Annotated in this window: 17 protein-coding genes; 10 read left to right on the forward strand and 7 right to left on the reverse strand. The window is 50.4% G+C overall.

Features of this window, described 5'->3' with window-relative positions; genetic code table 11:
- Nucleotides 1–33: 33 nt before the first annotated feature.
- Nucleotides 34–1,410, forward strand: a complete 1,377-nt coding sequence (locus tag EDD73_RS02425) for an NAD(P)-dependent oxidoreductase (RefSeq protein ID WP_131918100.1) — start codon at nucleotides 34–36, stop codon at nucleotides 1,408–1,410.
- A 77-nt stretch (nucleotides 1,411–1,487) separates the two neighbouring features.
- Here EDD73_RS02425 and EDD73_RS02430 read toward each other — a convergent pair whose 3' ends face one another.
- Nucleotides 1,488–3,140, reverse strand: coding sequence for a glutamine--tRNA ligase/YqeY domain fusion protein (locus EDD73_RS02430; protein WP_131918101.1), 1,653 nt, complete (start codon nucleotides 3,138–3,140; stop codon nucleotides 1,488–1,490).
- Nucleotides 3,141–3,364: 224 nt separating this feature from the next.
- Here EDD73_RS02430 and EDD73_RS02435 point away from each other — a divergent pair, with 224 nt between their 5' ends.
- Nucleotides 3,365–3,976, forward strand: coding sequence for a DUF3298 and DUF4163 domain-containing protein (locus EDD73_RS02435; protein WP_131918102.1), 612 nt, complete (start codon nucleotides 3,365–3,367; stop codon nucleotides 3,974–3,976).
- Here the strand turns inward: EDD73_RS02435 and EDD73_RS02440 are convergent.
- Nucleotides 3,966–4,397: a YaiI/YqxD family protein gene (locus EDD73_RS02440; RefSeq protein WP_131918103.1), complete on the reverse strand. Its 432-nt coding sequence runs from the start codon at nucleotides 4,395–4,397 to the stop codon at nucleotides 3,966–3,968. The genes EDD73_RS02435 and EDD73_RS02440 overlap by 11 nt on opposite strands.
- Before the next feature lie 252 nt (nucleotides 4,398–4,649).
- Between EDD73_RS02440 and EDD73_RS02445 the strand changes: the two genes are divergently transcribed.
- The 5 genes from EDD73_RS02445 to EDD73_RS02465 all read left to right on the forward strand — a co-directional run bounded on the left by EDD73_RS02445 (nucleotide 4,650) and on the right by EDD73_RS02465 (nucleotide 9,213).
- On the forward strand, nucleotides 4,650–5,534 hold the full coding sequence (locus EDD73_RS02445) for an alpha/beta fold hydrolase (RefSeq protein ID WP_131918104.1): 885 nt from the start codon (nucleotides 4,650–4,652) through the stop codon (nucleotides 5,532–5,534).
- A 446-nt stretch (nucleotides 5,535–5,980) separates the two neighbouring features.
- Nucleotides 5,981–6,547: a tryptophan transporter gene (locus EDD73_RS02450; RefSeq protein WP_131918105.1), complete on the forward strand. Its 567-nt coding sequence runs from the start codon at nucleotides 5,981–5,983 to the stop codon at nucleotides 6,545–6,547.
- Nucleotides 6,548–6,575: 28 nt separating this feature from the next.
- Nucleotides 6,576–7,460 carry an energy-coupling factor ABC transporter ATP-binding protein gene (locus tag EDD73_RS02455; protein WP_131918106.1) on the forward strand — a complete coding sequence of 295 codons (885 nt, stop codon included), beginning with the start codon at nucleotides 6,576–6,578 and terminating at the stop codon, nucleotides 7,458–7,460.
- A gap of 110 nt (nucleotides 7,461–7,570) precedes the next feature.
- Nucleotides 7,571–8,464, forward strand: coding sequence for an energy-coupling factor ABC transporter ATP-binding protein (locus EDD73_RS02460; protein WP_131918107.1), 894 nt, complete (start codon nucleotides 7,571–7,573; stop codon nucleotides 8,462–8,464).
- On the forward strand, nucleotides 8,455–9,213 hold the full coding sequence (locus EDD73_RS02465) for an energy-coupling factor transporter transmembrane component T family protein (RefSeq protein ID WP_131918108.1): 759 nt from the start codon (nucleotides 8,455–8,457) through the stop codon (nucleotides 9,211–9,213). The genes EDD73_RS02460 and EDD73_RS02465 overlap by 10 nt, the downstream gene beginning before the upstream one ends.
- 141 nt (nucleotides 9,214–9,354) lie before the next feature.
- Here the strand turns inward: EDD73_RS02465 and EDD73_RS02470 are convergent, their stop codons facing one another.
- The gene (locus EDD73_RS02470) at nucleotides 9,355–10,827 is read right to left on the reverse strand and encodes a long-chain-fatty-acid--CoA ligase (RefSeq protein ID WP_165876271.1); all 1,473 of its coding nucleotides are present in this window, start codon (nucleotides 10,825–10,827) and stop codon (nucleotides 9,355–9,357) included.
- A gap of 359 nt (nucleotides 10,828–11,186) precedes the next feature.
- On the opposite strand from EDD73_RS02470, the gene EDD73_RS02475 reads away from it, so the two are divergent.
- Entirely contained in the window at nucleotides 11,187–11,951 is a 765-nt protein-coding gene (locus EDD73_RS02475) for a DUF2087 domain-containing protein (RefSeq protein WP_131918110.1), read from the forward strand.
- 32 nt (nucleotides 11,952–11,983) lie between these two features.
- Nucleotides 11,984–12,340, forward strand: a complete 357-nt coding sequence (locus tag EDD73_RS02480) for a GIY-YIG nuclease family protein (protein ID WP_131918111.1) — start codon at nucleotides 11,984–11,986, stop codon at nucleotides 12,338–12,340.
- Between the two features lie 4 nt (nucleotides 12,341–12,344).
- Here EDD73_RS02480 and EDD73_RS02485 read toward each other — a convergent pair whose 3' ends face one another.
- Nucleotides 12,345–13,301, reverse strand: a complete 957-nt coding sequence (locus EDD73_RS02485; RefSeq protein WP_131918112.1) for an NAD(P)-dependent oxidoreductase — start codon at nucleotides 13,299–13,301, stop codon at nucleotides 12,345–12,347.
- Between the two features lie 254 nt (nucleotides 13,302–13,555).
- On the opposite strand from EDD73_RS02485, the gene EDD73_RS02490 reads away from it, so the two are divergent.
- Nucleotides 13,556–13,975, forward strand: a complete 420-nt coding sequence (locus EDD73_RS02490; protein WP_131918113.1) for a hypothetical protein — start codon at nucleotides 13,556–13,558, stop codon at nucleotides 13,973–13,975.
- Between the two features lie 97 nt (nucleotides 13,976–14,072).
- Here EDD73_RS02490 and EDD73_RS02495 read toward each other — a convergent pair whose 3' ends face one another.
- The 3 genes from EDD73_RS02495 to EDD73_RS02505 are packed head-to-tail and all read right to left on the reverse strand — an operon-like array spanning nucleotide 14,073 to nucleotide 19,256.
- Nucleotides 14,073–15,254: a DUF3322 domain-containing protein gene (locus EDD73_RS02495; protein WP_131918114.1), complete on the reverse strand. Its 1,182-nt coding sequence runs from the start codon at nucleotides 15,252–15,254 to the stop codon at nucleotides 14,073–14,075.
- Between the two features lie 6 nt (nucleotides 15,255–15,260).
- Nucleotides 15,261–18,647, reverse strand: a complete 3,387-nt coding sequence (locus EDD73_RS02500; protein WP_131918115.1) for an ATP-binding protein — start codon at nucleotides 18,645–18,647, stop codon at nucleotides 15,261–15,263.
- On the reverse strand, nucleotides 18,648–19,256 hold the full coding sequence (locus EDD73_RS02505; protein WP_131918116.1) for a DUF4194 domain-containing protein: 609 nt from the start codon (nucleotides 19,254–19,256) through the stop codon (nucleotides 18,648–18,650).
- Nucleotides 19,257–19,270 lie beyond the last annotated feature (14 nt).

Here is a 19,270-nt window from a genome sequence, read left to right on the forward strand (position 1 = left end):
GGCATAAACGCCAACAGAAAGCGAGTGAGCGAGATGATCATCGACCAGCAAAGCGATTTTGATCGCGTCGAATTATCCTTTGAGGAACTCGACCAGGGATATACACCCCGCCAAGCCATTGCCGAAGCCAAACGCTGCCTCCAATGTGCCAAGCCGGCCTGCCGCCAGGGCTGTCCCGTTGAAAATGACATTCCCCAGTTTATTCGCGCCCTGGCCCTCGGCAACATCGGTGAAGCCAGTGCCATCATCGCTCGCCGCAGCAACCTCCCCGCCGTTTGCGGCCGCGTCTGTCCCCATGAAAAGCAATGCGAGGGCCGCTGCATCCTGCACAAAAAAGGCCAACCCATTCATATTGGCAAGCTGGAGCGCTTTATTGCGGACTTTGACGCCGAGATGGCCATCACTCAGCCGACGGCCTGTCCTGTCCTCAACAAAGGCAAAGTGGCTGTCATCGGCTCCGGCCCGGCCGGCTTAACTGTAGCCGGCGATCTGGCCAAGCAGTGCTTTGCCGTCACCGTCTTTGACGCCCTGGAAGAGCCCGGCGGTGTGCTGATGTATGGTATTCCCGATTTTCGCCTCAATAAAGAAGTAGTTCGCCGGGAAATCCGCAAGATCGAAAACCTGGGCGTTACCTTTCGCACCGGTGTCCTCATCGGCCAGGATCTGACGATCGACGATCTTTTTGCCGACGGCTATGACGCAGTGTTTATCGGCACCGGTACCGCCGTGCCCAAAACGCTCGATGTTCCCGGCAATGAACTGCCCGGCGTCATGCAAGCGGCCTACTTCCTGCGCATCGTCGCCCTCGCCAACGCCGGCAAAGTCAGTCATCGTGAGATCCCCGTCTCCATCGGCGATCACGTCTTTGTCGTCGGTGCCGGCAATGTGGCCATGGACGCCGCCCGTACAGCAGTGCGCGTTGGTGCCGCCCGCGTGACCGTCATCTATCGCCGGAGTGAAGCCGACATGACGGCCCTGCAAAGCGAATACGAATCGGCCCAAAGCGAAGGCGTGCAATTTCGCTGGATGTCATCGCCGACGCAATGCATCGGCGACGACATGCTGACCGGCATCGAACTGGAAACGATGGAATTCACCAATGATGACCGGCGCCGCCTCATCGCTACCGGCCAAAAAGAAACCCTGCGCGCCGATAAAATCATCTTGGCCATTGGTCAGCGGCCGGCCGCCCGCATCATCTCCACCACCGGCGGCATCGAAGTCAACCCGCACGGCTATGTGATCACCCGCGAAAAGCCTTACGGCATGACCACCCGCAAAGGCGTCTTTGCCGGCGGCGACGTCGTCCACGAGCCGGCCACCGTCGTTCTGGCCATGAAAGCAGCTAAAAAAGTGGCCGCTGGTATCGTCATGTACGTGGAAGCCAAGAAGCTCCTTGAAGAGTTGTAATCTAAAAATGCTGCCCTTGATAAGCAAGGACAGCATTTTTTTCATGTCACCGTTATGAAATTGAAATGAAAGACAGCTTACTTCGGCAACTGGAAAGAACTCTTCAGTGAAACGATACGGTTAAAGACCTTCCGCTCCGCTGTCGAGTATTTGTTATCCACATTAAAATAGCCATGCCGGAAAAATTGAAACTTATCCTGCCCCTGCACATCGCGCATATTGGGCTCAATAAACCCTTGCACGACTTCCAAGGACGCCGGATTGACCCGCTCCAAGAAGGACGCCGTCTCCCCGCCGGCTTCCTCATCGAGAATCAGCGGCTCAAACAAGCGAAACTCCGCCGCCACCGCATGGGTCGCTTCGACCCAGTGAATCGTCCCTTTGACCTTGCGCTCTGTAAAATCGAGCCCGCTCTTCGTCGCCGGATCATAGGTGCAGCGCAGCTCCACGACCTGACCGTCGGCGTCCTTGATCACTTCTTCGCAGCGGATAAAGTAGGCGCTTTTCAAGCGCACTTCATTGCCCGGGAAGAGGCGGTGATACTTTTTCGGCGGGTTTTCCATAAAATCGTCTTGCTCAATGTAGATCTCCCGGGAAAAAGGAATCTGGCGCATGCCCATCTCCGGATTTTCCGGATTGACTTCCGTCTCCAACCACTCCACTTGCCCTTCCGGGTAGTTGGTGATCACCACTTTGAGCGGGCGCAGCACACCCATCGTGCGAGGTGCTTTAAGCTTCAGATCTTCCCGGATAAAAAACTCCAGCATCTTGTCATCGACGACGCTGTTGCTTTTGGCTACGCCGATTTCCCGGGCAAAGGCCCGGATCGACTCCGGTGTGTAGCCACGACGGCGGAGGCCGCTGATTGTCGGCATCCGCGGATCATCCCAGCCGTCGACGACGCCTTCGTCGACCAGCTTTTTCAGCCAGCGCTTGCTCATCACCGTATTGGTCAGGTTGAGACGGGCAAATTCATACTGGTGCGGCTGACAGGGCATTTCACACTCCTCGATCACCCAGTCATAAAGGGGCCGGTGATCTTCAAACTCAAGTGTGCAAATCGAGTGGGTAATCCCTTCCACGGCATCTTCCAACGGATGAGCAAAATCATACATCGGATAGATGCACCACTTGTCGCCGGTGTTGTGATGGGATGCATGGGCGATGCGGTAGATGACAGGGTCACGCATGTTGATGTTAGGCGAGGCCATGTCGATCTTGGCGCGCAGTACCTTCTCACCGTCGCGGAATTCGCCGGCCCGCATGCGCTCAAAAAGATCCAGGTTTTCTTCCACCGACCGACCCCGATAGGGGCTTTCCGTACCGGGCTCGGACAAGGTTCCCCGCGTGGCGCGGATCTCTTCGGCCGAGAGGTCACAGACATAGGCTTTGCCTTTTTTGATCAGCAGGACAGCCCGGTTATACATTTCTTCAAAGTAGTCCGAAGCAAAGAAAAGAGCATCCCACTCAAACCCGAGCCAGCGCACATCTTCTTTGATCGATTCAACATACTCTGTGTCTTCTTTCACCGGGTTCGTGTCATCAAAGCGCAAATGTGTTTTGCCGTTAAAAGCATCGGCCATTTCAAAGTTAAGGCAAATCGATTTGGCGTGGCCAATGTGCAAATAGCCGTTTGGTTCCGGCGGAAACCGTGTGACTACTTCCTTGACCCGGCCTGCTTCCAGATCATCAATGATAATGTTCTTAATAAAATTCGATCCGATTGACATCCGGTTCCCTCCCCGACACCCTTCGCTAACCGTTGATTCTTATGTTTCACGCTTGAAGTGCGTTCTCACGATCTGTCCGGGCTTTTTTCGTCTTATTGCCAAGCATTACTGTGGATTATAGGACATTTTATCATAATCGACACCAAAGACCAAACAGTAAGCGCATCACCATCGGACACCACCTCGAATAGACTGGTGCAAAATATGCAATCGAGGTGGCGCCCATGGAACTCCCGGTCTCCCTCATCACCGTACCGATCATGACGGCCAACGTTCAACTTCATTATCCCCAGGTGATCGGATTGCCTAATCCCACGGTACAGCAAAAGATCAATCAAACGATCTTTCGCCAAGTATATGCCATCATCTATCAGCAAGGCTATTACGAAAACCCCACACGGGCTCAGATGGTCGGTTCCTATGAGGTCAAAACCAATGAGCGCGGCATCCTCAGCATGAGTTTCACGAATTATACCTACTTTTATCCGGCCGCCAACGGCCTGACGATCATCCGCTCGTTGACCTTCGATACCCACACTGGTGAAACCTATTCATTACAGAGTTTGTTCAAAGAGGGCAGCGACTATATCACGCCCATCTCCGCCGATATCCAAGCACAAATCAAAGAGCGCCAGATCCAGTTAACTACCGAGTTCACGACGATTCGTCCGGACCAAGACTATTATATCGCCGATAAAGCCCTGGTCATTTACTTTCAGATGTATGAGATCACTCCGCGCCCCTATGGCCTACCGGCATTCCCCATTTCCGTATATGCCCTGGAAAACATCATCGACGAGCAAGGGCCGCTGGGTAAAATGCTGCCTAACGGTTGAGGATCGCTTCCAACTGGGCCGCAAAGCGCTGATCATCTTCGTCCGAACGCGCTTTCGGCCCGCGCGTTCGGCCACCGCCGCGGCGAAACTTGGCTTTGATCTCCCGTTCCTCCATCATAAACTCGATCGTATCGGCCCGGTATTCTCGGCCTACCGGGCTGATACAAGCCGCCTGCTTGCCCAGAACCATCGCCGCCAGGCCCCAGTCCTGCGTGACGATCACATCCCCCTTATCGGTCAAGTTGATGATCTTCATATCGGCTTCCTGCGGACCGTTACCGACGATGACATGGTGATCGGATATAATTTGGTGATTAAAGCTGGCCACCGTCCACACCGGGATGGCGTATTTTTTACCGACGTCCCGGCAAATCTGCAGCACCTTTTTGGGACAAGCATCGGCATCGATCAGCAACTTCAAAACTTCCCCACCTTCCTTGCACCCTTTTCATCAACCTCACCTTTTTCATCTTCCTCATCGTTTTTCGCCAAGGCTTCCCGTTGCCCCTTTTTGCGGTAACTTATTTCTCGACAAGATTATTTGTTGACAATGTTGATATGGTTATATAGAATAGCGGTAATATGAAGCTCACCGGAAACACCGGAGGCGATCAACGGGGCTCTTTCTCCCCTTGGTTACCTCTGCTTTTTTTTATGAAGGAGGCGGTTATCGATGTTTGCACAAGTCAATGGCATCCGTTTATTTTTTGATATCGAAGGAAGTTCCCATGTTGTCCAAGGCCCATCGATGCGGCGCAAGCCGGTTTGCTTTCTCCTCCATGGCGGGCCGGGCAGCGATCACAGCGATTTTAAGCCGTGGTTGTCACCGCTTGCCGAGGACATGCAACTGGTGTACATCGATCATCGCGGCAACGGTCGTTCCGAACGCTGCCACCCCTCCACCTATACCATTGCCCAGATGGCCGATGATGTGGAAGCCTTGCGCCAATACTTAGGTCTCGACGACATTATGCTCTTAGGCCACTCCTTCGGCGGCATGGTCGCCATGGAATATGCCCTTCGCTATCCGCGCCATGCCACCCACCTGATCTTAGCCAATACAACGGCCAACGCCGACTGCTTGCGCCGTGTTGCCGAATCCGCCGCATCCGTAGCAAACCCTACCCAGCGCAATCTCCTGCCCTTGCTTTTTGCCGGCCATCTCAACAGTGAAACGGAATATGAATACTGGTGGGAACAGTGCTTGCCCTTATACTTTCACCGCACCTCCCGGCAAACCATGCAGGAAATGTGCGCCCGTTGCCAAGGTTCCTTCGAAGTGTGCCAGTACATGTTTCGTCACGAAATCCCTCACTTCAATCTGACGCCTCATCTTCATCACATCCAGGCGAGCACCTTGATCGTCGCTGCCCAGCACGATTGGGTAACACCGACATGCTGCGCCATCGATATGGTCAACCGCATTCCTGGCGCCAAGCTGGCCGTTTTTGATGATACGGGGCACATGCCCTTTGTGGAAGCGCCAGAAGAGTTCAACCGCTTGATCAAAGGTTTCATCGAAGCCGGCCTTACGTGCCGCTACCGGATCGCCGGATAACAGACTGGGGAAAGCCAACCCGGGAAAGCAACTCGGGCAAAGCCAAGGCCCGAATTTTCAAAAAAATTTTTCAGAAAAAAATTCCTGCCCCTATCGCTTTTCACCGAAGCCTATGTTATATTCTTGCTAGTGTTCTTCGAGGAAGAACAGCGGGAGTACGATGAGCCGTGTCCCGAGTAGAGTTAAGTTGAGAGAAGTATGAACCCCGATACCCATGGTTCCTGACAATTGCATAGGGAAGGAGTTGAGCCGAGTTGAGTTGAGCCCCGGTCCCCTTTTGCAGGGATAGCGGGAGTTATTGCACTGTTTACTCACGCCAGGCCAATTCGTTGGTCTGGCTTTTTTGCATTGTTGACCCTTTTTCCGTGTCCATTCCCCCATGTATCGCTCATTCGCCCATGTATCGTCCATTCCCCCCATGATGCAAAAAACAGGAGGAAATGATCATGAGTTTAGAACAACAGCCGGCGCTGCTGCCGGAAGAGATCGCTGTAAGTCGTCCGAACGCCGGGCGCAGCAAACAGTTGGCCGTTGTGGCCATGCTGATCGCCATCGGCGCCGTTCTCCGCATGGTGTCGCCGTCGATCTTCGGCATCACCCCCAACTTTGTCATCGCCATGTACTGCCTGTCGATCATCTTGATCCGGCCTAAGCTGGGTGAAGCGCTGGCCATCGGCCTCGTCGGCGGTGCTGTCAGCATGATCTCATCCAAATCGCCCATCCCCTATATTAACCTGATCACCGAACCGGCCGGTGCCATCGCCTGTGCCATCGCTGTTGCTGCCATGGCTCGTGTGAAATTTGGCTCCTTCAACTTCATGCCCCTGGCGGCGACCGTCATCGGTACTCTCGTTAGCGGCACCCTCTACGTCGTCATCAACAAAATCGCCTTAGGCCTGCCGCCGGCCGTCGCCCAAGGTGCGTTTATCAGCGTCGTGCTGCCGGTGACCTTCTTCAACGCGATCATCGCCCAAGCGATTTTTGTTCCTGCGAAAAAACTCCTGCGCCTGTAATTAATCTTAACCCTCGGGAGGTGCCACTTTGCCCAAGATCACCATCGACAACCTTTCCTTTGCCTACCCTGACACCTCCACAGAGGCATTGAAAGAGATTCAACTGACGATCGAGCCCGGTGAATTTGTCGCCATCACCGGCGCTACCGGAGCCGGTAAAAGCACCTTGCTGCGCTGCATCAACGGCATTATCCCGCACTTTCAGCCGGGAACACTGCAAGGCGCGGTCTACCTGGAAACGTCCGCCGGTCGCTCGGCGGTGGGCCGCGTCAGCACCCCGCACCTCGCCCGCTACATCGGCAGTGTCTTCGACGATCCGGAAGGGCAGATCGTTTCGCCCATCGTCGAAGAAGAAATCGCTTTCGCCTTAGAAAATACCGGTGTCGACCCGACCCAGATGGATGAGCGCATCCAGCATGCTCTCGACGATTGCGGCATCGCCCATTTGCGCCAGCACCCTACGAACCGTCTTTCCGGTGGTCAAAAACAACGGGTCGCTATCGCCGCTGCTTTAGCCCTGGCCCCGTCCATTCTCATCCTTGATGAACCCACATCGGAACTTGACCCTGATGGTACGGAAGCGGTGCTGCATGTGCTTTCCGAACTGCACCGGCAACGGGGAATCACGGTGATCATCGTCGAGCAAAAAATCAATTTGCTCGCCCCCCTTTGCGACCGGCTTGTCCTCATGGATCAAGGACGCATCGTTCTGGAAGGCCCGCCGCGGCAGGTCTTGCGCCAAGCCGATGTTTTTACGCAACTGGGCATTGAACTGCCCGTTCCGGCACGCTTGATGCACGCGCTGGTCAAGGAAGGCGCGTTGCCGCCGCTCGATTCTCCCGGTGCGCCGCCGGTCCCCTTGACCGTCGACGAAGCGTATACCCTCAGTCAAGCCTTACTTACTGGCTCCTGATCACCCTGAAAAATACAACAGTGAAGATCACGCTTTTGCTGATCCCTTTGCCGCCCTCTCTGCCGATTTCACCTGCGAAAAACTTCTAACCCCTGCAAGGAGGTCCTTTGATGGACGTGTTCCCCGCCGGTCACCCGCTTCTGCAAGCCCAGCAACTCAAGCACACCTTCCGCACCGGACGGTGTGCTTTGCAATCGGTCAACGTAACCATTCACGCTGGGGAAATGGTCGCCATTATCGGCCGCAACGGTGCCGGTAAAACGACCTTAACCAAACATTTTAACGGGCTCTTGAAGCCGACAGCAGGAACCGTCCTCGTGGGCGGACAAGATACACGCCGTGTTTCGGTCGCTCAACTGGCCCGCACCGTCAGTTATGTTTTTCAAAATCCCGATCATCAGATCTTTCACGGACGCCTTTTTGACGAAGTCGCTTTTGGCCCACGTAACCTCGGCTTAAGCGGCAAGGAACTCGATCAACGGGTGGCGAGCGCCTTGGACGCCGTCAATCTGGCCGCCTACGTCGATCGCGACCCGGCGGAATTGAGCCGTGGCCAGCGCAAACGTGCCACCATCGCCTCCGTACTGGCCATGAAAACGCCCGTGCTCATTCTTGATGAACCGACAAGCGGCCAGGACTACCAAGAATCCCGCCAGATCATGGCGATCTTACAGCAACTGCACCAGCAAGGGCACACGATCTTGCTGATCACGCACGATATGGAGTTGGTCCAGGAACAGGCCCAGCGTGTCCTCGTCCTCGGTGACGGCCAACTGCTGCTCGATGGGTCGCCCGATGAGTTATTCCGGCAAGCGTCGTTGCTCCAGATCGCCGGTCTGCGCCGCCCGCCGATCATCGATCTTCAGCACCGCCTGGAAGAACTCGGGCTGACAGCATCAGTACCCACAGCGGAGTCCCTGGCCGCCGCGCTGGCTAGCCGCATCCAACAAGGCCCATCGGTCCACGTTGATCCAACGCCGGGGAGGAATGCCGCATGTCCCTAAGCATTGAATACATCCCTGCCACCTCACCGGTGCACAAGCTGCATGCCCTGACCAAATTGGCCGGTGCGCTGACCGTGCTGACCTTGAGCATGCTCATGGGTACGCCGGTGCCGCTGGTCATCCTGCAACTGGCCTTACTGGGTATCGCCGCCGTCGCCAACGTCCATCAGGAACTGCTCGGTGCGATGAAAGGCTTGCTGAAAGTGGCCGTCGTACTCATTGTGCTGCAAGTGCTTTTTTATTCGGAAGGTACGGCACTGGTACCGCTTTTTGCCGGTCTTGCTATCACCGATCAGGGGATTCTCTTTGGCGTGACCATGGCTTTACGCATGCTCGTCATCGTCAGCAGTTTCTTGCTTTTTTTGATGACGACGCCCACACGCAGCACCGTTCTTTCCCTCGTGGAATACTTGAAGGTTCCCTACGACTACGCTTTTTTGTTCATCACGGCGTTGCGCTTTATTCCCACCTTCATCGAAGAAGTTCATCTTATCCGGCAAGCTCAGGAAGCCCGTGCCCATGATTTTAGTGGCGGCGCTTTCTCCCGCGTTCGTTCCCTCTTCCCCCTGGCCCTGCCGCTGGTCAGCATCTCCCTTAAGCGGGCCGAACGCATGGCCATGGCCATGGAAACAAGAGGCTTCGGCTTACCGGGACGAACCCACTACCGACTGGAAGCACCGGAAGCGGGAGACTTTTTGATGATGCTACTGATGGTTTTGGCCGTGGTCATCATTTCCTTGTTCCTATAAACCTAACGTAACATAAAAAAGCCGTTCATCCCTCCGTCAGCGGAGTGCGATGAACGGTTTTTTTGCTGCTGCCGGGACGACCTACGCCAAGCTCCCTAAGCGACTGCGCACCTCCGGCAGTCCGGCATCGGTACGCATCACTTACCCCTGCACCTGCGCCCGCAGCTCTTTTTTCAGGATTTTGCCGGTCGCATTTTTCGGCAAGGACGGCACGATCGTGATCTCCCGGGGCAGCTTATAGACGGCCAAGTTGGCTCGCAAGAACTCCATGAGATCTTTTTTCTTGAAGTGGTGGCCTTCGCGGAGAACGACAAAAGCGCCGACGGCTTCCCCGCGCGAGGCATCGGGAATCCCGATGACGGCCGCTTCGGCAATGGCCGGGTACTGGTAAAGCAGTTCTTCTACTTCCCGCGGGTACACATTCAAACCGCCGACGATGATCAGATCTTTGATGCGATCGACGATATAGTAATAACCCTCGGCATCAGCGTAGGCCATATCACCGGTGTGCAGCCAGCCGCCCTGCAGCGCTTTGGCCGTTTCTTCCGGCAGATGATAATAGCCGCTCATCACGTTGGGACCACGGGTGATCAACTCACCGACTTCGCCCGGCGGCAGATCGTTGCCTTGTCCATCGACGATGCGCACTTCTACGCCCTGCAGCGCCGTGCCGATAGAGCCGGGCTTGCCCTTGCCGATCGGATTCATCGTCACCACCGGCGATGCCTCCGATAAACCGTACCCCTCGATCAGCGTTCCGCCGGCTTTTTGCTGGAACTGGTGATAAATCTCCACCGGCAGTGACGCCCCGCCGGAAACAAAGACACGCATCCCGGCAAAATCCTCCGGCGTACCAAGCGAAGTAAAATAGCCGAACATGGCCGGCACACAAAAAGCCACCGTCACGCCAGCCGAACGGAGCGTGGCCATCGCTTCTTTGGGATGAAAAGCTTCCATGATCGTGATCGTGGCGCCATTGAGCAGCGGTGTCAGCACGGCACAAGTCCAGGAAAAGCTGTGGAACATGGGCAACACACAAAGCACGTTGTCCTTAGCCTCCACCGCTCCCAGGTGGGTCACCGCCTGCGCATTGCTGAGCAGATTGGCGTGCGACAACACAGCCCCTTTTGGTCGCCCTGTTGTTCCCGAAGTATATAGAATCACGCAGGGGTTCGACGGTTCCACCGCCACCGCCGGCGCATCGGCGATCTCGGGATCAGCCATTTCCCCGGCAAGCTCCGGCAAGACCAGTTGCGTAACCACTTGCAGCTCATTGTACGAAGCCAGTTCATTCAAGTCGAGCGGGCGCATCGTGACGACGTGCTTCATTTCTGCATCCTGTACGATATAAGTGATTTCCCGCGCCGTAAATTGAATATTCAAGGGCACCACAACAGCACCGAGACTGACAATGGCCAAATAGCTAAGTACAAACTCCGGCGAGTTCTTGTAAAAAAGCCCGACATTATCGCCCGGACGGATGCCCCGATGATAAAAATAATTGCGATACCGGATCAGCAGCGCTTGCATCTGCCCGTAGGTGATCCGCTGTTCCTTGCATTGCAGCGCCACCGCTTCCGTCGCCCCGCGATAGGCTAAATCATGAATGACCAAGCTTCTTGCGCCTCCTCTAAACTCGAACTTCTTCCTACCGTCTAAACTCATTCTCCCTGCTACAGCAGCGCATGATCGACTCTATATTCTTCGATATTCCTTCCGGCAACCCTGCTCTCCAGGAAAATTAATCATTCCACAGTGTAAGCCGACCATCATCACTTTTTTTGAACAACCATCGGGCCGCTCAACCATCGAGCCGAAGAACCATCGAGTCGATCAACCATCGGGCCGCTCAACCATCGAGCCAAAAGCAGGCAGCGACGGCAACAATCACCCGGTCAGGATGTCTTGTAAAATTACAAACATAACTTTATAATGTCTATATTATAGATAGATGTAATAAGGAGTTGTTTGATTTGGGCAACCTGCCGGAACAGTTTTGGCAAGCTTCCCTCGCGGAACTCAAGCAAGGCTTTTGTCATGATCGCACCAGCGATACTTTTCTCTGCCTCCTTTGCGGCCACCGCATTGCTGACGGCGTCATCTATCGCCATGGCGATCAACTCTACGAAGCCAAAAAGTACATGGCGATCCACATCGCCGAAAGCCACGGTTCCCCTTTTCACAGCTTGCTTCAGCTTGATAAAAAACTAATCGGGCTGACCGAGCATCAAAAATCGCTCTTGGAACTCTTTTACGCCGGCCACAGCGACAGCGACGTCGCCCAGGCCTTGCAGGCCGGTAGCACCTCCACCATCCGCAACCACCGTTTTTCCTTGCGGGAAAAACAGAAACAAGCCAAGATCTTTCTCGCGATCATGGAACTCCTGGCGGAACAACCACCGAAAAAGCCAAGCTTCATCGACCTTCCTCCCAGCCATCAGCCGCCCGACAGACGCTTTGCTATCACGGAACAGGAAAACGCCAAGATCCTGGCGACTTATTTCCAGGCCGGCGCCGACGGCCCGCTCGATCATTTCCCCCAAAAAGAAAAAAAGCGTGTCGCCATCATCCGGCAACTCGCCACCCATTTTGCTCCGCAACAAACCTATACAGAAAAAGAAGTCAACGACATCCTCAAGCCGCTTTATCACGATTACGTACTGCTCCGGCGCTACCTGATCGAATACGGCTTTTTGGACCGCACCGCCGATGGTAGCGCCTACTGGCGTAAATCTTAACAGAGCAACGACCGCGAAAGGAGACCGTTCTAATGAACCGACGTAAAGAACTGAAGCGCCTCTATAAAGAAACGCCCCGGCCGATGGGCGTTTACCAGATCAAAAACGGCGTCACCGGCAAAATCTTGGTGGGCAGTTCCACAAACCTGCCCGGCAAATTCAACAGCCACCGCTTTCAGTTGCAAATGCAATGCCACCGCGATCGTGACCTGCAACAAGACTGGAACCGTTACGGTCAGGAGGCTTTTTCCTTTGACATTCTGGAACAGCTTAAAGCGGAAGAAATCCCCCAAGAGGAGTGGCGCGATGCCCTCGACGCCATGGAAGCCAAGTGGCTGACGGCTTTAGCGCCCTACGGTGAACAGGGCTACAACCGGCCCCCAAAATAAGCACTTAATTAACGACGTTGACCGGCTTACCGGCCAGGAATCCGGCGATGATGTCGGCCATCATCCCAATCAAGCGCTGCCGCGACTCGAGCGTCTTCCACCCAATATGGGGCGTAAGAATCACGTTGTCCATGGCGAACAAAGGGTTGTCCGGCGACGGCGGTTCCGGGTTCTGCACATCCAAAGCGGCACCGGCAATCGTGCCCTCTTGGAGCGCTTTGATCAGATCATCTTCTTTGACGATGGGCCCTCGCGCCGTATTGATCAGCACGGCCGTGGGCTTCATCCATTTTAAACGTTCCTCATTGATCAAGTGTTTGGTATCGGGCGTCAGCGGGCAATGAATCGTCACCACATCACTTTGACCCAGCAGTTCACCCAACGATACCTGCCGAACGTGGGGCATCTCCCACGTTTGCGGCGTCCGGTTATAGGTGAGAACATCCATCCCTAGGGCCAAGGCGATCTTGATCACTTGCCGCCCGATGGTCCCACTGCCGATCACGCCCAACATCTTACCCAGGCTCTCTCGGTGCGGCACTTGCAAATGCTCTGTAAAATTGCGGTAATCCTTCCGTTCAATCATGCGCTGCTGCTTGGGCAGCGACGACATGAGGCTGAGCATGAGCGTAATCGTCAACTGGGCCACCGCTTCGGTGCTGTAGCCGGGAACATTGCAGACGGTGATGCCTTTTTCCCGGGCCGCTTTGATATCAATATTGTTATACCCGGTGCCGGCTTCGACGATCAGCTTTACTGAAGGCGGGAACTTTTCAATCAAGTCCCGCCCGACCGGCAGCTCTTTTGTGATCACAATCTGCTGATCCGCAACCCGTTCGATGATTTCCTCGGCACGACTGTCGCTGTAGCTGGTGACCTTGGCCAGTTTCATCAGCGGTGCGAAATCAAGTTGTTGATCAAAATCTAGCTTGGCCAAGTTGAGAAATACCGCGTTTTGCATAGAACTTCCTCCCGTTGCTTCTTAGTACAGATATTCTGCCCAACATCATGCCGAGAATGCGCCAAGGAGACGCCTTCTCTTGCTTCACGGCTTATACAAAACCCGTGGTTTTAATAAAAAATTTACCCGGACCGATGTTTGCCCTTGATAGAATTCAAGGGCAAAGGTAGAATTGTAATCAGATATGTGATTTCAGATGTCTATAATCACATATCTGATTCAGGGCATCAAAAAAGATTTAAGGAGGATTTTTCATGAAAGACAATGGCATGAGTGATTTTAGGGATTTTATCGATTCCTACCCGAAGTACTCCAAGTACACTAACAACGTGATAGCAGAAAAGATCTTTGAATTACTTTCTGATCTTGAAAACGTTAACAAGATGATCTTAACGAGCCAAGCAGATAAACCCGCCCTTTCGGCATGTATTCAGCAGATTGAAGAACTGTTTGGTGAACAAAATACATTTGATTTAACTGATGATTTTACCAAACAAGCATTAGGAACAATGGTTAAAGTCGTTCTACAACCATTCGGTTATGACGCCATAAAGCAAAAAGATATGCCAAAAGGCTTGTCAAAATACGTGCGGTCGGCATCAGTCTACTCTAAAAATAGTTTACCTAAATTAAAACTAGTCACGAAGCTTTCCGTAGAAAAAGTCTTGGATTAGTTTTATGGCCCTTTTGCTTTAATGCAGAAGGGTCTTTCTATTTTCATATATTTTTATAATTAGACGATTTTACACATCACTATCCTGATTTATTGCCTCAATCCAATATCATTTGTATCGCCTTTTGCACCTGACCAAAAGCAATTCGTTCTTGTTCTAACCGAACACCCTTGCCCCATATATTATCTTGAAGTTGGCAAAACACCATTTGCTCTTCTGCCGTCAGTCGAGTTAACCGCCCTATGAAAGGTTTCGATTCTATACTCCATAATTCTTGATGTGCTAATAGAACGTTTTCATTCATCAACATTGATTTTGTTTGCGGCAGAAAACTGCGAACTTGATCAAGCATGGCTAACCCGTGAGTATCGATGTCACCCCAGTAATATATCCTTCTTGTACGTAGCCATGGTACGGACTTCAATAAATCAATTCCATAACCCAGGCCAAAGATAACCACACTATCTTTAACCTCCGGAAAGCACAGTCCATTTATCTCATTTTCCGTAATGAATATTCTGGATGAAGGTAGATCAAACTGTGCCAATTGTTCTACAGGAACAGCTATGTCTGAAATACCATGCAAATACTGTTCAGGATCTAAAAAGCGCAGTCTAATCTGCTTTGGTTTTTCTTTTAGCCCATAACGCTTTTCAAAAGATCCAGCCGTCTTTACGATTGCATCCTCCGGTAAGATGATATCGAGTAATTCCTGCAAAAGATTTTTTCGCTTTTCAATAAATTTGGTATCAATCCCACAAATATCTACTTGCCTTAAATACAAACCACCCGATGGATGCTCTGAAAACCATTTCAACACTGCTAGAATACCGTCCCACTGCTCACCAGCAGTAAGAACTTTGTGCGGATATTTTTCAATCCACTCATGCAAAACAGGCCATTTAGCCAAGATTTCTTTTGCAAGGTGTCTAAATCTTGCCGCTTCGTTTTGCTTCTTCAATAAATACAAAGCATCGTCTACAGTCGGGATTATTGCATGTGTCGGTAATTGATTTCGCCCCAGCAGTCGATGATTGAATTCTTTTTCTTCCAGTTCATAGCCTAGGCTATTAATCTTCTTGCTTTTTTCCTTAAGCAGTTCTATCCATTGAGAAACTTCCACAAAACGCTCGTTCAAATCTGAATTTTGTGGTCTTTTCAGAGGAATGCGTATGGGAAATAATCCGTCATCCTTCAGCAGATATCGTAGAATACGGCCTGATGCCCATTTCCGAGCGACCTCATCTTTTATCCACTTCGGATCTGACCAGTGGGACAAATTAAATTACCTCCCTTGCGCTTGCCGTCCTTGCTCATACTCTTCAATCGAAATATTACGTAGCTTGGAACGATGTTGCTGATCATCATGATGCACAAAGCCCACATGAGAAATGAATTTCGATATGGTGGGTATTTTCAGTAACGGCGTGACAATCAAAAGCTGTAGATCCAGTCTTTTGAACAATTCCAATCCAAATCGGGCTGACTCATCAGAACTTTTTAAAAAAGCTTCATCAATTACAACAAATCGAAAAGAACGGCGCCCTCCCTTTTGAAGCCCTAGGCCAAAGTTGTAGACCAAACTTGCCGCTAAAATCGTATAGGCCAACTTTTCTTTTTGTCCCCCTGATTTGCCACCAGAGTCGGCATAGTGTTCATATTCTTCATCAGTCTCGCGCCACCGCTCAGATGCGGCAAAAGTAAACCAATTACGCACATCAATGACTTTATTTGTCCAACGCGCATCAACTTCCGTTTCACCGGGACGCCCTTTAAATCGTTCTATAATTGCCTTTACCTGCAAAAACTTAGCTTCGGCATATTGTTCATCTTCGGATCCAGTCAATGCGCCTTCCGTACACGCTTTCAATTGCGCCCGAAACTCCTTGATATCAACATCATAGGTTTCCTCATATTCAATCCGGATATAGCGTCCATCATTATAGTCAATGCTGTTTAGCGAAGCATTGATCTGCTCAATACGCTTTTGGATCGTCTGTTGTTCCCGCTTCAATTTACCTTGAAACAAGGCAATTTGATTTATAGTATTTTCGCGCAATAATTCTTTGAAACGTTTTTCGAACTTTGGGAGTCCATCTTTCTCAAGTCGCCCCAAAATACGTTCAAATTCCGGTAAGGAGTTGATAGTAGCATCGAGGTCTTTGGCCTCATCTGGATATTTATTACAATAATCCATCATTGACCGGGTTATTTTAAATGTTATCGAAGTGCTTCGTTGCGATAAGCTTTTACGTTTTTCTTCCAACCAATCCCGATAACTCCGTTCAAACAAGTTGACGTGCTTAACAGTGATCGGTTTTTCCCCTAGAGCAATTTGCTTATGCTTGTCCAGGTAAGGAAACTCTTTGTGCCGCATAGCAACTGAAGCCTTCTCAGCAGTTTCATTTGCGCTCGTCAACATATCCAGACAACGCTCTTTATCTTGTTTTAAGGAAATTACCTTACCTTGCGCTTCTTCAGATGCCTGTTTCTGATTTATACTTTGCACTTCCAATAGTTTTAAATGCTTTTGTAGGGCATGCAAAAGATTGTTTTCTTCTTCTAACTCCTTCTTTTTTTGCTCCTTTTCATCTATTTGTTTCATCTGGGATTCTACATCTATATCGGAAAAATCTCTATGCTGCTCTAATTCATTAACAGCATTTAATCGAACTTGGCTAGCACGCTGTTTTTCCTCAGTTTCATCAATGTCTTTTTGAATTTGCTTAATTGCATCTCTTAAATTTACCGCCAACTCTTCCCAAACAGCGATTTTCTTCTGATTGGAGAAGCCTAATATAAATCGCCGGCGATCATTTAGTTCATGGCGATCGTTTTTTTCATGCCTTTTTCCATTAGTTTTGATTTGACCGGCTTTAGTAATGGCTTGAGTTTCACGGCGAAACTCATTCATATCTTCACAGCAGACATGGGAAAATCTTTGTCGTAGTTCACTGACAAGCCAAGATATATAAGATGAGTCCGGCTTAATCATCAACTTTTCAATCACAGACGATGGGCGAGGCTTTTCAGCGTGAATCCGGACACTTTCCTGTTGCATCCGATAATATACGAGGCGTATACCCAACGATGTTTGTTCCACCCATTTTGCTACGTCCATATAATACTTATCTGGTACTAGCAAAGATAGTCCAAAACTGTTTAGAAGTCTTTCTATAGCACCTTCCCAATTTTCTTCACCTGTTTTTACTTCTATAAGCTCACCCGCAAAGGGTAATTCATCCTCTGATACATTAATACTTTGGCACAGTTGTTTACGTATTTCGATATGCTTACGAGGAATGCTGGACTTTCGAGAACGCAACGATGCTAACTCTGATAATACTTGGTCTAATTCCTCTCTAGATTTTTTTAGCTTTCCTCCATAATCAATCAATTCGTCATATAATATCTTTTGTGTTTTTTGTTCCTGCAACTTAATATTTAGAAGTTCACGACTATTTTCAATAAACAACTTTATATTACTGGGCACAGCCAACCGCAGTTGCTCTGCTTGCACAGAGTATCGTTTTAATGTCTCATATCTTTTTTCTAAAATCTTTTTTTCTTGATTAATTTGTTCTTTAATTTGTTCAATCGCATTTCCACCATTGAGCTGAATTTGCACCTTAGTTGTCGTTATGTTATCTACCGTTTCTTGCAGCCTAGCGTCTGCTTGTTCACGCTGCGCAGTTGCTACTGCTAACTTTTTTTCAATCGCAACAATTTCTTCAGATAAAAGACGAACAATCTTTTCAGCCAACCATGGAACAACCGCCATTTTTACCCTATCCAAAAACTCTATCTGTTCTTGCAGTTCTCTATACTCTTTACCAAGCTCAACAATTGGTTTAACCAATTCAATCTGTGTTCTAGCCTTACAAACTGCATCATGCGCACGATCCAGATCATGAAAGTGAGAAATAAGCTTTTGTACCTCTTCTTCTGTTCCAGGGGGTTCTAACATATTCGTCCGGACAAATCCCGTGAGCGCTTCTACTTTTTTCATCGAAATTGTTTGTTGAAACAGATCTAATGCTTGTTCCTGCTCTATACCAAAGTTTCGCCGGAAGACAGCTGCATATGCAGAATAGTCTTCAAAAACTTGAACAAGCTCAGTTTTTCGCAAGCGCTTTTTTAGATCCTTAATGTCCCGGCCAAACTTGGCAAAATCTTCGGCAATCTGCATCTCTTTTTCGGCTACAACATAAAAACGCGCAGGTGCTTTCTGTGCATCCTGAAACCAAAAAACTTGAGCCAAAGTTACATACCGGTGTAGTCCCCGATCTTGAAACGTAGCCAGCAAGACGGAATAATTATTCACATCCCGCAATGCGTCCGCCTTCCCTGTTCCTTCTTCACTTCGTTTCTGCCCAAAATAACCCCTGACATAGGAGTTCACCGTTCTTTCTTTAGCACTGGAGTCAGCAGCTTTGTTGTAGGTAACTTTCTTCGGAGCCACCAAAAGAGTAGTCAAGGCATCAACTAATGTTGACTTCCCCGACCCTACATCCCCTGTTAATAACGCTGTTTCTCCATTTGGAGACAGTGTCCAGACTTCTTTATCAAAGGTGCCCCAGTTGTATACTTCTAACTTTTGCAAACGGAACCCCTGAGGCGCTGTATCAAATAACAGACCCTGCTTTTCGTCTACAAAGTCAAACAAGTTCATCTAATCGTCTCCTTCCGGCGTTGCCGCTCCTCCCTCTGCATAACGCTTGTATTCTTCAAGCCGATCCTTAAAATTACTTAGCCACTGTGCATCGGCGGCACTCCGTAAAATGCGCTGAACCTCATAAACCCCATCATTACCGCCTTTTAAGTGCCGCAAAAAACCCATCCTCTCAACCCGTTCAATAAGTTTTTCAATCTCCTGGACGAGTTTTGCTTCATTCGTAGTATCTCGCAAAAAAAGCCGCATTTGTTCAACAATTTCTTCTTTTTTCACAACCAGTCGCTGGTCACCATGGGCCGAATCAAACTCTACCAATCGTTTACGCAAGAGAACCAATAGCAAACTAACGGGATAGCTCAAAGGATGCCGTGGAATCAATCGTGGTATTTCTTCTTCATCAGATCCATATGAACGTTGTTTCAGGAACCCATATCCATCCATCTCATCAACGATCAAGGTCAAACCAAGCTTACTTACATAGTCTTCGAGTTTATGTCGTTGTGATAAGATCACTTCCCAGTGTCGTGGTTCCGTTTCCTTATATACCACGTTTTTGCAGAGTGCCACTAAAGCACGAGAAAAGGCCACAGTATCTGAATGACTCATTCTTATCCATGCCC

The sequence above is a fragment of the Heliophilum fasciatum genome, from assembly GCF_004341395.1.
Taxonomy (GTDB): domain Bacteria; phylum Bacillota; class Desulfitobacteriia; order Heliobacteriales; family Heliobacteriaceae; genus Heliophilum; species Heliophilum fasciatum.

What these genes read in the sequence shown, in the direction of transcription:
- EDD73_RS02425 (WP_131918100.1), top strand. Translation starts at nt 34, where the DNA reads ATGATCATCGACCAGCAAAGCGATTTTGATCGCGTCGAATTATCCTTT.
- EDD73_RS02430 (WP_131918101.1), bottom strand. Translation starts at nt 3,140, where the DNA reads ATGTCAATCGGATCGAATTTTATTAAGAACATTATCATTGATGATCTG.
- EDD73_RS02435 (WP_131918102.1), top strand. Translation starts at nt 3,365, where the DNA reads ATGGAACTCCCGGTCTCCCTCATCACCGTACCGATCATGACGGCCAAC.
- EDD73_RS02445 (WP_131918104.1), top strand. Translation starts at nt 4,650, where the DNA reads ATGTTTGCACAAGTCAATGGCATCCGTTTATTTTTTGATATCGAAGGA.
- EDD73_RS02450 (WP_131918105.1), top strand. Translation starts at nt 5,981, where the DNA reads ATGAGTTTAGAACAACAGCCGGCGCTGCTGCCGGAAGAGATCGCTGTA.
- EDD73_RS02460 (WP_131918107.1), top strand. Translation starts at nt 7,571, where the DNA reads ATGGACGTGTTCCCCGCCGGTCACCCGCTTCTGCAAGCCCAGCAACTC.
- EDD73_RS02465 (WP_131918108.1), top strand. Translation starts at nt 8,455, where the DNA reads ATGTCCCTAAGCATTGAATACATCCCTGCCACCTCACCGGTGCACAAG.
- EDD73_RS02480 (WP_131918111.1), top strand. Translation starts at nt 11,984, where the DNA reads ATGAACCGACGTAAAGAACTGAAGCGCCTCTATAAAGAAACGCCCCGG.
- EDD73_RS02485 (WP_131918112.1), bottom strand. Translation starts at nt 13,301, where the DNA reads ATGCAAAACGCGGTATTTCTCAACTTGGCCAAGCTAGATTTTGATCAA.
- EDD73_RS02490 (WP_131918113.1), top strand. Translation starts at nt 13,556, where the DNA reads ATGAAAGACAATGGCATGAGTGATTTTAGGGATTTTATCGATTCCTAC.
- EDD73_RS02500 (WP_131918115.1), bottom strand. Translation starts at nt 18,647, where the DNA reads ATGAACTTGTTTGACTTTGTAGACGAAAAGCAGGGTCTGTTATTTGAT.
- EDD73_RS02505 (WP_131918116.1), bottom strand. Translation starts at nt 19,256, where the DNA reads ATGAGTCATTCAGATACTGTGGCCTTTTCTCGTGCTTTAGTGGCACTC.